Here is a 12838-nt window from a genome sequence, read left to right on the forward strand (position 1 = left end):
GTTACCACATGAGATCATCAGGTACTTCGTAGTCTGCGTAAGGATCGTCCTCGTCTTTTCCTTGATCATCATTTTCCACATGGAAAACGATATATTTTTCATCTACTTCTGCAATTTTGCGTGCAGGTTCGTCCTGCAACACGTAAAACTTACCTTCCAATACACAAATTGCAAGACGACCATTGGCGAGTGCCTTTTGCGTTTGCGCGTTAACTTCAATTTCTTTGATTTTGCTGTCATAAGTGAAGTTAAACGTGACCGGACCGCGGATCTCATCTTGGTTGTGGTGTTCAAGAATTTGCTTAACGCGCGCAACTTGCTCTCGCTCTTTCAATTCAGCGTGACGCTGCTCATTGACCTGAGCGGCCTTTTCCTGCTGCGCCTTCTTGGTTTCCTCAATATGCTTTTGCAAATCACTCTGATCGCTCGTCGCACCTTTTTTCTTCTTTTTCTTCTGTGCTTTGCGCTTTTCTGTTTTCGCTAATTTCGCTTTATGCTCGGTGGTTAAGCCTGCTTTGAGCAATTGATCTTGTAAAGAACCCATTTTTGTCACTTCATACAAACAAACTGAATGCGTTTAGTTTATACCAATTGATTTCAGATTTTGACCACCGAATTAGAAATTAAATTGTCACGTGCAATTCTGCGTTTATCTATGCTCGCAAAATTAGCACGCTAAATTTTACAAGGCTTTGATTAATCGCAAGCTTTATACATACACAATAAGCCTATGATACAATTTGTTCAGCGTTTCTAGACCATCACACTGCTATGTCATATTGGTTATTGCTTTGCTGCTCTGTTGTCATCTTTTTTGTGCTGTACGCCGTGCAGCCACTACTTGCCTTATTTTCCGAGCAATATAACGTCAGCCCAGCAACAGCTGGGTCATTAATGACATTAACCATGTTGCCGCTGGCCATCGCCCCTTTGCTTTATGGCGTGTTGTTAAACCGCCGTAATTTATACAAGGTGTTGCAATGGATAATGGTGCTCTTAGCGTTGAGTAATGCCCTCATTCCTTTCACAGAACAGTTTTGGCAATTGCAGACGCTACGACTTATTCAGGGCATAGCCTTACCCGCAGCTCTTACCGCCATGACTGCAAGTATTGCCCTCAGATACAAAGACACTGATATCAGCAGTAAAATGAGTGGTTATATAGGCAGTACAATTGCAGGCGGTTTTCTCGGAAGAGCGTTGGCGGCAGCATTCAGTGAATACATTAATTGGCAGAGCTTTTTTTGGTTGAATTCGGCGTTACTTATCTTCTTAGCCCTGCTCATTCGCGCGAAGAAAAGCCCTATTCGTCAGGCTCATTCACCATTGAGAGGGAATATAAAAGCACTGGCCAACACGCGCATAATGAGTTTGTACGCTGCGGTGTTCTGTATGTTTTTCTGCTTCGCCGCATTACTGAACTACTTGCCATTTATCTTACGCAGCACCTATGCCATGACCAGTACCAAGAATATCGGCTTGGTCTACAGCGGCTACCTATTGGGGGCATTAGCCACCCTACTCACCCCTTATCTGCACAAGCGTTGCAATAGCTTATTTGGCTTTTTGAGTGCCATGTTTTTGTTCTACACGGTGACGATTGCCATGATGTACTGGCAACAATTTGAATTGTTCTTAGTCGCCTTCACCTGTTTCTGCGCATCCATGTTTATTATCCATGCCACGGCTGCGCCTTTGGTAAACAAATTAAGCACTGCCAGCGCCAGTTTAACCAATGGCGTGTATGTGTCGTTTTACTACAGTGGTGGCGCACTCGGCTCATTCTTACCTGGATTGCTATATCAAGCCTACGGTGAGCGCGTGTTTTTGACCTGCTTGGCCTTTGTGTGTCTGGCCGGTTATGCGTTTATCGTTGTTCCTGAGCGCTTAGCAACCTCCAAAACCAAAGGTTGATGCCCCCAATGCGCAAACAATTGCAGCAATGCCATTTTAGGCATAAGCCAAGTTTGCTCGTTGTCGAATGGATGGCAGTGGTACAAGGTATACTCATCAAAACCCTCCCAAATTTGTTCATCCAGCCATAGCTCAACGTGATTCTCTGGGTCATTCATTAATGCCAACATGGACACACACCCGGTTTGAACACCAAGGTATTTTGCTAACCTTTCGTCCGATGCAAATCCCAAGCGCGATATCTGCTGTGCTTTTGATAATGCTTTTAAGTCAACCAAGGCATCATGCGCGGTGATTAATAAAAAATGCCGACGACCGTAGTTGTCACGCAAAAAGAGATTTTTCAGGCGCACACCCGGGCGATGTAATGCGATTTCATCCGCAGCTTGGGCAGTGGCCAGTGGTGGGTGTGCAAGTTTTTCACAATCTATGTGCAACCCAGTGAGTAACGCTGATAATGCGTTAATATCTGCGGCCACTATTTGCAGGCTCCGCGCAGCTGCACACTAAAATCTCGCCACAAAACTTCATTAATATCATAGCCTTGCGCGCAATAATTCCGTTGTTGGAGTTCTTTTTTTAGCTCCTCTGCAGCTTCATCTTCAAGTTGCAGTTTCAGTACTCGCGACTCATCAAAGTGTTCTTGCTCCAAATAATCTTTGATTTGGCTGCGGCTAACAGGCTTATCTAGGCGCAATCCTTTGCGCTTATTCGCCTTCACCGCCATAACGTAGGCAAAGAGCTTTTCACCTTGCTCGCCAGTTTTGTCGTAAAACTGCTTATTAACGATTTCATAAGGTGCTTCATCCGGCGATGAAGAGCATGCCGAAAGCACAAAACCGAGAATGACCACACTTAAAATTCTGACCATAATCTATACTAACTGTCTGAGTGTTATCAGTTACTGTATCAAAGCAATGAAGGGATTTGGCACTTTATTAAAATTTTTTCTAGTTGAAGCTTGACCGCCACAGAAAAATTTATAAAATACGCATCGTTCCTTAGGGAATATCCCAATGAAGTGGGGCTATAGCTCAGCTGGGAGAGCGCCTGCCTTGCACGCAGGAGGTCAGCAGTTCAATCCTGCTTAGCTCCACCACTTTCTTTTGGTTTACCCATTGTTGCCGTCAGGCATCCAAGCCCATCCCCCGGCTCGATATCCTTATCTCGCGTTCAAAACTAAAAAAGCGGTGCTTTTTTCGGGCGTTTTTCACCCAGCTTAGCTCCACCACTTTCTTTTGGTTTACCCATTGTTGCCGTCAGGCATCCAAGCCCATCTCCCGGCTCGATATCCTTATCTCGCGTTCAAAACTAAAAAAGCGGTGCTTTTTTCGGGCGTTTTTCACCCTGCTTAGCTCCACCACTTTCTTTTGATTTACCCATATTTGCCGTCAGGCGTCCAAGCCCATCCACCGGCTCAAAAATACGCACATCATTTAAAACACCTATTTCACCGCGTTAACGCTTACATCCACTCGAAATAACTCTTATTATTAAGTTCTTACGCTTTTGAACAAATAATTTAGATGAGCCCCCACAAACAAAGCCTTATTTACCTTCATATTGCTGTACTGCTCTTTGGTGGCACGGCGCTATTTGCCAAACTCATTAACCTATCGGCACTGGACATCACTGTATATCGCACAGCTATCGCCGCCGTGGCATTATTTGTACTGCTGGCTTTTCAAGGTTCAAGATTGAAGTTATCAAGCATGCGAGACTATCTCGTGGTATTGATGCTTGGAGCAATTGTTGGGGTGCACTGGGTTACCTATTTCCAAGGCATGCAATTAGCAGGCGTGACCATTGGCATTATTGCGTTTTTCAGTTATCCGGTTTTAACCGTACTCATTGAGCCCTTGCTTAATCGCCAACTTCCTAAACTCAAGGACATCATCAGCGCATGTGTGGTGAGTGGAGGTATTTATCTGCTCGTCCCTGAAGCGAACCTCGGTAATGACGTGACCCTTGGGATTGTTACCGGCGTGTTCTCTGCGCTGTGTTTTGCGATGCGTAATATACTGCAAAAGCGATACTTTACCCATTATAGTGGCCCGCAAACTATGCTTTACCAAACGGCCATTGCTTCTGTTTTGCTCTGCGCGTTTGTTGAAGTACCGGTGGCTGACATTGCTCAACGCGATATCGCTTTGCTGCTTTTGGTCGGAGTGATATTTACAGCAGCACCCCATGCGCTGTTCGCTGCATCCTTGCGAGGACTGAGCGCGACAACAGCAGGATTAATCTCTTGCCTACAACCCTTGTATGCAACAATTTTGGCGTTTATGCTGCTACAAGAACGCCCTGATTTAACAACGTTAATTGGCGGATTATTAATCGTCAGTGCGGCTTTATTTGAAACTTGGTCAGTATCGAGGCAAAAAGCATGAAAGTGTTTGCACATCGCGGAGCAAGCGGCAACTACCCTGAAAACACCCAATTAGCCATTGAAAATGCGTTACTCATTGGCGTCGATGGCATTGAAGTGGACTTACAAAGCTGTCTGGATGATTATGTGATCATTCATGACTCTTGGTTGGATAGAACGACCTCAGGCCAAGGTAAAGTAAATGCCACAACCTACGCGGATATTCAAAGCTTTGACGCGGGTTTAGGACAACGTGTACCAGGTTTGCAAGATGTGATTAGTTGGGTCGGCAATCAAACCATGCTCAACCTTGAACTCAAACATACTTTCTCTTTAGATAAGCTTGTTGCCACGCTAGAGCAAAGCGTTGCTGACGGAAATCTACAACGCGAACAACTTATTGTCTCTTCGTTTGATCACCATCAACTGATGTGGTTGAAGCAGCACCTTCCTTGGGTGAAAATTGGTGCTTTAACATCGTCGATTCCATTAGGCTACGCAGAATTCGCACAGCGTTTAAACGCTTTCAGCCTGCATGTTGATAAAAACTTTGTTAATCATGAATTTGTTGCAGATGCCAAAGCGAGAGGGTTAGAAGTTTACGCTTATACGGTAGACAAACCGCAAGATATTATCGCGATGAAAGAATTGGGAATTGATGGTGTGTTCACAAACTTCCCTTGCAACACAAAAATGGTCTTAGCCCAAGAAACGTAATTACAGTTTTTGATACACGTTGGAGCTTTGCTAGTTATCAGTTCAAATCTGTATGGGTATTAGAGCTAAACACTTGAAAATATTTTGCTTTATACAATACTGAGCATGTTACCCCGTGCCCAGTTAGCAGATGGAGCCACACCTAATGAGTTGGTTTATGCGCATTTACAATTTTATTGAACAAACGTTTTTCTTTACGCTAACGCGCAAGATTGTTGGGAATCTCGGATTCTTATTCACCCTTCAGCTGATAACCTTAATATGGCTCTACAACGAACTCGAAGAAAAGGGAGTTGGCGCGCTGCTGCTTCTATCGGCACTCATCTTCGCGGGCTTCATTTTTACTATTTTTTATATGCGTCACCTTATTGTGCGGCCAGTACATGCGATGCGCGATACCCTCATTGAAATTAATCAGCAAGATGCGAATCTTAGTGCGCACCTGCCTGAATTTACCTTCGACGAATTTCGCGAGCTCAGTGAACAATATAATCACTTTGTCCATCACCTCTCAGAGTTACTTGCTACAACGTATGAAGGAGCCACCCAGGCGGCCAACAGCAATCAACAAGTGAACCTCTCAATGCAAAATACCGCAGATTTAGGTGCAAAGCAGCTGCAGTTTAGTAATGAAATTGCAGCGAGCACGACGCAAGTGACCCAAAGCTTAGAGCAAATTGTAGCCAATACAGATAGTGTATTTAGCGCCAACAAAGAAAACCTCACATTCGTGCATTCGTCATCACAAGAATTGACGCACTTAGTTGGGCAAATTCAACAAATTACCCACCTGCTGAGCCGCTTCGCCGACACAGTGGCAGGCTTAAAAGAAAACTCAGAAAACATCCGCAACATCTTAAAGATGGTCGAAGGCTTTGCCGATCAGACAAATCTACTGGCGTTGAATGCGGCAATTGAAGCAGCACGTGCCGGTGAGGCTGGACGCGGTTTTGCTGTAGTGGCGGATGAAGTGCGCAGTTTATCGCTCAAAGTCAGTGATGCGACGGGGCAAATCAGCGATTTTATCAATCAAATGAATAGCCTTGTAGCGGATACCAATGAAGAGTCTGAATTGCTAATCAATCACTCATCGCAAGCTGAAGATGCTATTAATACAACCGCCAATGGTTTTGTACAATTAGTCACAGACTTTGAGACAAACCAACAGCAATTACAGGAAATCGTCTCAGCGGTTCATGAACTTGAGCAAACACAGTCGAATACGCAAATGTCGGTGGAGCAAATACGCAGCTTGGGTGAAGATGCCAAAGCCCAAATCGATCAAGCTGCGGAGCAATGTGCGCGTTCTGAGCACCTAACGCGAACCACGCAAAATGACTTGCAGCGCTTCGTGCAATGACTACAGTAGTATCAAACATAAAAAAGCCAGACAGTGTCTGGCTTTTTTGTTTCAGTTATTTTGGCAACTTAAGCGGTTAGTCGCGTACTTGACCGACGCCATTGACCAAGTACTTCTCAGTAGTAAGAGACTCGAGACCCATTGGGCCATAAGCGTGCAACTTGGTGGTAGCAATACCAATCTCTGCACCAAGACCAAGCTGTGAGCCATCAGAAAAACGCGAAGAGGCGTTAACCATAACCACAGATGCATCAACACTGCGTTGGAATAAAGCTGCAGCTTGTTCGCTCTGAGTACAAATCACCTCGGTGTGATAACTGCCAAAACGATCGATGTGCTCCACCGCACCATTAAAGTCAGGCACGATGCGCACAGCGATTTCAAGGTCGAGATACTCTTCACCAAACTCATCATCAGCGATAACATTCGCGCCATCAAAATAGGTTGCAGCTTTTGCATCTGCGTTAATGCGCACGCCCTTTTCTGCCAAGGCTTTCGCCGCTATAGGCAAAAATGCATCGGCAATATCTTGGTGCACAACCAACCCTTCTAGCGCATTACACACTCCAGTGCGCTGCGTTTTACCATTAAGCAGCAAGTTCAATGCGATATCTAAATCCGCATCTTTATCTACGTACAGGTGACAGACGCCCTTAAAGTGTTGAATCACTGGAATCGTACTGTTTTCTGTCACGAAGTTAATCAACCCTTCACCACCGCGAGGAATAATTAAATCAATCGTGTCACGCTGCTGCATCAGTTCCATCAGTAAACCACGGTCCGGATCTGGGATCACAGAAATCAATGCAGTTGGCAGATTATGCTGTTCAAGTACGCTGTGCATTACAGAAGCGATGGCCATACTCGACCCGAGTGCCTCTTTACCGCCTCGTAAAATAACCGCATTGCCTGATTTAAAGCACAAGGCCCCGGCATCCGCTGTAACGTTCGGGCGCGCTTCGTAAATCATACAAATTACACCAAGCGGCACTCGCATCTTGTTAATTTTAATACCATTTGGGCGCTCGCCCATCGGACGAAGCTGACCTACTGGATCATCCAGTTGGGCAATTACCTCAATACCTTGCGCCATATCTTCAATACGCTCATCGGTCAGAGTTAGGCGGTCAACCATGGCCGCAGGCAAGTTGCTGTCTCGTGCATGGGCAAGATCGGTTTCATTCTCAGCTTTGATCTTGTCTTTATTAGCGCGAAGCGCATTCGCCATATCTTTTAATACGGTGTTTTTACTTTGGGTATCAAGCAACGCGAGAACCTTTGCGGCTTTCGCTGCTTGAGCTGAAATGTCCTTAATTAAACTCATGATTTCTCCAATACTGCTATATCTTCATCTGAAATAATTGGGCCGATAGAACCTTGCACTTCTTCACTGAACTCACTGCTTTCATTTTCAGCGATAAAGTTAAGTAGGCAACTGCTGTAGTTTGCCTTTGCTTTCGCTATCTTCGTACCGTCATCACTGCGCACTAAAATGGTGTCACCTACTGAGAATTCGCCGCGAACCTCAACTATCTCATTTGGGTTAAGCTGCTCACTGTTTTCATCTAAAGGCTGATTAAAGTTGCCTTCAACGATGACCTCACCCTGTTCACTTGCCGTATGTGTGCGCCAGTGAATAGCTTCTTGCATTGGTTTTTCATACGGCTTAAAGATAGTGCCCGGATTTTCACCTTCAAGTAAACGATTAAATGTTTGTTCCTTAAAACCATTTAGAATAAAGGTAGTAATGCCATGTGAAGTGGCCTTCTCTGCCGCTTCAATCTTGGTTTTCATACCGCCGGTACCAACAGCACTGGTAGCACAGCCAGCCATGGCATAAATATCTTCATTGATTTCATCAATCTCAGGCAACAACACGGCATCCGTATGGAGGTTCGGATTTTTATCGAACAAACCATCAACGTCTGAAAAGATCATTAATGCATCAGCATCAGCGGCGCCAGCCACCATTGCTGAGAGGTTATCGTTATCACCCACTTTGAGATCATCTGTTGTGACCGTATCGTTCTCATTGATAATCGGCAAGATGCCGTGATCAAGCAAGGTGAAAATCGTTTCACGAATGCTCTCATAGCGCTCACGATCACGTAAGTCACCATGGGTCAATAAGATTTGCGCCGATGGGAAATCGAAAAAGCGATCCCAAGTGGCCATCATCTCTGTTTGACCTGCAGCAGCCATGGCCTTTTTCAATGCCACCGAACGTGGTTTATTCTCAGGAAACAGATGTGAACCTGCCGCCACTGAACCTGATGACACCAGAATCACTTCAATGCCTTGTGCGCGACAGCGAACAATAAACTGAGCAATGGTGAGTAAATAGCGAGAACTACAGCCATTTTGCTCTGGTGCAATTAAGGCACTGCCGACTTTGAGTACGATGCGTTGCCATTTAAAATTTTGCATTCTGTAAATCTTCCTTACTAGCGTTAGCTAAGTTGCTCAAGTTTTTGCTCTGTCGCATAAAACGTCTCGCGCACCTGTGTGCTCGGCGCTTGTGAGAACTTACTCACCGCAACAATGGCAATTGAACTTGCAATAAAACCGGGAACAATTTCATACATCACACTACTTAGCGTGCTCCCGTCACTAAGTACTGGGGCGAAAATCCAAAACAATACAGTCGCTGCACCGACAATGATGCCTGCTAGTGCGCCTTGATAAGTCGTTTTCGACCAACACAAGCTGAATAACACCAGTGGTCCAAACGCCGCACCGAAACCAGCCCATGCGTTACTTACCAATGACAGTATGCTGTTTGACTTATCAAGGGCTAGCAAGGTAGCCACCAGAGCTACAGCAAATACCCCTACGCGACCAATTTTTACCAGCGTACTTTGTTCAATTTCCTTATTGCTGTATGCGCGATAGACATCCTCAGTTAGCGAGCTTGAAGACACCAACAATTGCGAAGATATGGTGCTCATAATTGCTGCCAAAATAGCCGCCAGTAGGAAACCGCTGATCAACGGGTGAAATAAAATTTCTGAGAACAAAATAAAAATTGTCTCCGGGTCGTCCACTTGCAACCCAAATTGATTTGCATAGGCAACACCAACAAGACCCGTACCCAATGCGCCAATAATGGTCACTGTCATCCAGCTCATACCTATATTGCGGGCTGTTTTGATATCCGCTACCGAGCGAATTGCCATAAAACGCACAATGATATGGGGCTGTCCAAAATAGCCTAAACCCCATGCCAGACTCGACACTACACCCAATAAGGTAATGCTCTGCCACGACTCGCTCCAACTTGGAATCGTTTGCTGTGCTGCATTGAGCATTTGCGCGGAGCTATCAAACTGCATATAAGCAACAATGGGCACTAAGATCAGTGCTACGAACATAATGCAGCCCTGCACAAAGTCCGTCATGCTCACAGCCAAAAAGCCACCTAGTAGGGTATAAGCAACCACCACAGATACGGTCACGATAAGACCGATGTGATAACTCAAACCAAAAGCCGACTCGAATAACTTACCGCCAGCGACAAGCCCAGCTGACGTGTACAAGGTGAAAAACAAGATAATAACCGCAGCTGAAATCACGCGAATTGCGCTCTTGTTACGATTAAAACGTTTATCAAAAAAGTCCGGCAGTGTGAGTGCATCATCAGCCATTTCGGTGTAAACACGCAGCCTTGGAGCCACCAGCATGTAGTTTGCAAATGCCCCCACAACGAGACCTACTGCTATCCACACTGTGTCGAAACCGCTTAGGAACATAGCCCCAGGTAAGCCCATTAACATCCAGCCACTCATATCCGACGCACCCGCGGACAAAGCGGTTACATGCGGACTGACTTTACGACCACCAAGAATGTAGCCAGAAATATCACTCGTAGAATTGCGATAAGCAAACAAGCCTATGCCAAGCATGGCAACAAAATACAAAGCTAAAGAGAGGTATGTATAAAAATGCATTCCTTATCTTCCTGTTCGCCAAGACGGCGGACTTTGCTTTGGGAATAAAAAAGCAGCTCCATTCGAGCACTAATTTTTACATGTGTTTTGCCCTGCCCGAGTACTTATTTGCAGTACAGGCATGGCAAGTCCCAAAAAGGTTAAAAGGAAAGCACTAACAGTTGTGGTTTACGCAACAGCGTTACGGTTCGACGCATAGGGCGTCAACGGAAAACCACAATTAATTAGCACTCTAATATTTAGTTTACGAAACATATTATGCGGATATATCAGCAAAGATCAAGGGAAAGCCTAATATTACGGGAATTTACGGTCTTTATAGTGGAGAAGCAAAGATAATTACACGTACAAAAAACCATTGGAGCGCTAATTACAACCAAGGAATATAGTTTCAACTAAAACAATTAACCAATCAATGCGTCTGAGTTTATGTGCACGCTGAATAGGCTTACTTTAATGAAAATATCTATGCCCATTTTAGTGACAGAACGTTGTTATTGCTGCATGCTTGCCTCATACTTAAGTTTCATGGATAGACTACAAGGGTCTTTATGTCAGCAATTTACATTGCAGGAATTGCGTTATGTAGCGTAATTGCACAGTGGCTTGCTTGGACTTTCCGCGTCCCTGCAATTTTGTTTCTTCTTCTTACCGGCTTATTACTTGGGCCAGCAACTTCCTATTTAAAACCAGATGAACTACTGGGTGATTTACTCTTTCCTGTGGTGTCATTATCGGTTGCGATCATCTTGTTTGAGGGCGCACTCACACTTCACTTTCGTGAACTCAAAGGGATCGGGAAAGTCGTCCGTAACCTATGCTCAATAGGGATGATTGTTACCTTTGCTGTCATAAGCACCAGTGCATATTGGTTATTGGACTTGGATTGGCGTGTAGCGGCGGTCTTGGGGGCCGTACTCGTTGTTACCGGACCTACGGTTATCGCCCCACTCCTCAACGCCATGCGCCCAACAGAAGACATTGATAGAGTGTTGCGCTGGGAGGGTATCGTCATAGACCCCATCGGCGCCTTATTCGCGGTATTAGTATTCGAAGCTGTTATGCTTGTGGGTACCAGTGGTGGCGTGTTCAGCCACACGATAGCAGCATTAGTCACCACGTTGAGTGTCGGCTTCTCTCTGGGTGCTGCGGCGGGTTGGATAACGACCCAGCTTATTCGCCGTGAATGGCTGCCCTATGAATTGCATAAATTCTTTACACTAGCTTTAGTACTTATCAGCTTTACCGTGTCGAACCACCTTAGTCATGAATCTGGCTTATTGGCGGTCACGGTATTTGGGATTTGGTTGGCAAACCAAGATGACTTGGAAATAGATTCTGTGTTGGAGTTTAAAGAAGACTTATCGATGATTCTTATCTCTACCTTATTTATTCTACTTGCCGCTCGTCTTGAACTGGCTGACTTGCTAGCACTCGACGCCCAAGTGTTTGTGTTCCTTGCAATCGTATTGTTTATAGCAAGGCCTTTGAATATTTTACTTTCCACTTATGGCAGTGATCTCCCTCTCAAGTCGCGTCTCATGCTCGCGTGGATAGCCCCAAGGGGTATCGTCGCTGCAGCTGTCGGCTCTGTATTCGCGTTGAGTATGGCCGAAGCTGGTATTTTTGATGCCAATAAAATGGTGCCACTCATTTTCACTGTGATCATCGTGACAGTGGTGTTAAATAGCCTTACGGCAGTCCCGCTTGCGAAACTACTCGGTGTTCGTCAACCTGCACCATCTACCATCCTAATAATTGGTGCTAACCATGTGTCACGTGCCATCGCGCGCGGTTTGCAAGAGCAAGAAATCGACGTGCATTTATCTGACCCGGCATGGGAAAACTGCAAAATGGCACGTATGGATGGCTTACCTTGCTACTACGGTAACCCACAATCTGAGCACGCAGAGCGTTATTTACCCCTTACCAGTCTCAGTAAGGTTGTCGCACTATCACCAAACAGACACCACAATGCTCTTGGGATTCAATATTTTAGCCATTTACTTGGCGAGAATAAGGTCTTTTCTCTGCGCTCCTCTCAAAACCATGCGAAGGCGAATAAAGACAGTGCGACCTTTTTATCACGGCAAATATTGTTTGGTGAAAACGGTTCATACGCCAAGCTCAGTAGCTTAATTGCTAAAGGAGGTAAAGTAAGCGCAACCCGATTGAGTGACGAGTTCGATTGGGATAAATACCAAGAGATGAACAGCGAGGCCATCCCTTTATTTATTATTGGTGCTGAAAAAATGGTACGCATCATTACAATCGAAATGGAGCGTCCACCTGAGCCTGGTGAAAAGATTGTGGCTTTGCAGCCGCCTAAGATGTCATTGATCAAAGATGACAAGCAGGCTCCGGCAACCAAGAATCCACAACTACAACCAACAAAAAGCCCGACGTAATGTCGGGTTTTATCTATGGGCAATCGGATCTAAATCGCTCCATTTACCTATAATTGTAATTGCCACATCTCGATAGTATTAAAGCAGCGGTTGCGCATAGCCTCAATTGCACGGACATGCTTAT

Annotated in this window: 11 protein-coding genes and 1 tRNA gene; 6 read left to right on the top strand and 6 right to left on the bottom strand. The window is 45.2% G+C overall.

All coding sequences use genetic code 11. The annotated features are described in order from the left end of the window. Position 1: 1 nt before the first annotated feature. On the bottom strand, positions 2-544 hold the full coding sequence (locus ACH19P_RS14930; protein ID WP_462159395.1) for a DUF2058 domain-containing protein: 543 nt from the start codon (positions 542-544) through the stop codon (positions 2-4). A 227-nt stretch (positions 545-771) separates the two neighbouring features. On the opposite strand from ACH19P_RS14930, the gene ACH19P_RS14935 reads away from it, so the two are divergent. Next, positions 772-1914 (top strand): MFS transporter, encoded by a 1143-nt coding sequence (locus ACH19P_RS14935; RefSeq protein WP_462159396.1) that lies wholly within the window; start codon positions 772-774, stop codon positions 1912-1914. Here ACH19P_RS14935 and ACH19P_RS14940 read toward each other — a convergent pair. Continuing rightward, positions 1860-2393, bottom strand: coding sequence for a prolyl-tRNA synthetase associated domain-containing protein (locus ACH19P_RS14940; RefSeq protein WP_462159397.1), 534 nt, complete (start codon positions 2391-2393; stop codon positions 1860-1862). The two genes, ACH19P_RS14935 and ACH19P_RS14940, sit on opposite strands and share 55 nt — an antisense overlap. Continuing rightward, complete coding sequence (locus ACH19P_RS14945) at positions 2393-2785, bottom strand: hypothetical protein (RefSeq protein WP_462159398.1); 393 nt, start codon at positions 2783-2785, stop codon at positions 2393-2395. The genes ACH19P_RS14940 and ACH19P_RS14945 overlap by 1 nt, the downstream gene beginning before the upstream one ends. A 152-nt stretch (positions 2786-2937) precedes the next feature. Between ACH19P_RS14945 and ACH19P_RS14950 the strand changes: the two genes are divergently transcribed. The 4 genes from ACH19P_RS14950 (at position 2938) to ACH19P_RS14965 (ending at position 6359) form a co-directional block, all read left to right on the top strand. Then, positions 2938-3013, top strand: a tRNA-Ala gene (locus ACH19P_RS14950). 427 nt (positions 3014-3440) lie between these two features. Further along, the gene (locus ACH19P_RS14955) at positions 3441-4304 is read left to right on the top strand and encodes a DMT family transporter (RefSeq protein WP_462159399.1); all 864 of its coding nucleotides are present in this window, start codon (positions 3441-3443) and stop codon (positions 4302-4304) included. After that, on the top strand, positions 4301-4999 hold the full coding sequence (locus ACH19P_RS14960; protein WP_462159400.1) for a glycerophosphodiester phosphodiesterase: 699 nt from the start codon (positions 4301-4303) through the stop codon (positions 4997-4999). Before ACH19P_RS14955 ends, ACH19P_RS14960 begins: the two co-directional genes overlap by 4 nt. A gap of 145 nt (positions 5000-5144) precedes the next feature. Then, the gene (locus tag ACH19P_RS14965) at positions 5145-6359 is read left to right on the top strand and encodes a methyl-accepting chemotaxis protein (RefSeq protein WP_462159401.1); all 1215 of its coding nucleotides are present in this window, start codon (positions 5145-5147) and stop codon (positions 6357-6359) included. 76 nt (positions 6360-6435) lie between these two features. On the opposite strand, the gene ACH19P_RS14970 is transcribed toward ACH19P_RS14965, so the two are convergent. From ACH19P_RS14970 to putP, 3 genes are read right to left on the bottom strand one after another with little or no spacing between them, the layout of a single operon-like run. Next, positions 6436-7683, bottom strand: a complete 1248-nt coding sequence (locus tag ACH19P_RS14970) for a glutamate-5-semialdehyde dehydrogenase (RefSeq protein WP_462159402.1) — start codon at positions 7681-7683, stop codon at positions 6436-6438. Further along, positions 7680-8786, bottom strand: coding sequence for a glutamate 5-kinase (gene proB, locus ACH19P_RS14975; RefSeq protein ID WP_462159403.1), 1107 nt, complete (start codon positions 8784-8786; stop codon positions 7680-7682). Before proB ends, ACH19P_RS14970 begins: the two co-directional genes overlap by 4 nt. A gap of 23 nt (positions 8787-8809) precedes the next feature. Further along, positions 8810-10306 carry a sodium/proline symporter PutP gene (gene putP / locus ACH19P_RS14980; protein ID WP_462159404.1) on the bottom strand — a complete coding sequence of 499 codons (1497 nt, stop codon included), beginning with the start codon at positions 10304-10306 and terminating at the stop codon, positions 8810-8812. 551 nt (positions 10307-10857) lie between these two features. On the opposite strand from putP, the gene ACH19P_RS14985 reads away from it, so the two are divergent. Further along, the gene (locus tag ACH19P_RS14985; protein ID WP_462159405.1) at positions 10858-12714 is read left to right on the top strand and encodes a cation:proton antiporter; all 1857 of its coding nucleotides are present in this window, start codon (positions 10858-10860) and stop codon (positions 12712-12714) included. The last annotated feature ends 124 nt before the right edge of the window (positions 12715-12838 follow it).

It is taken from the genome of Pseudoalteromonas sp. GB56, from assembly GCF_054923835.1.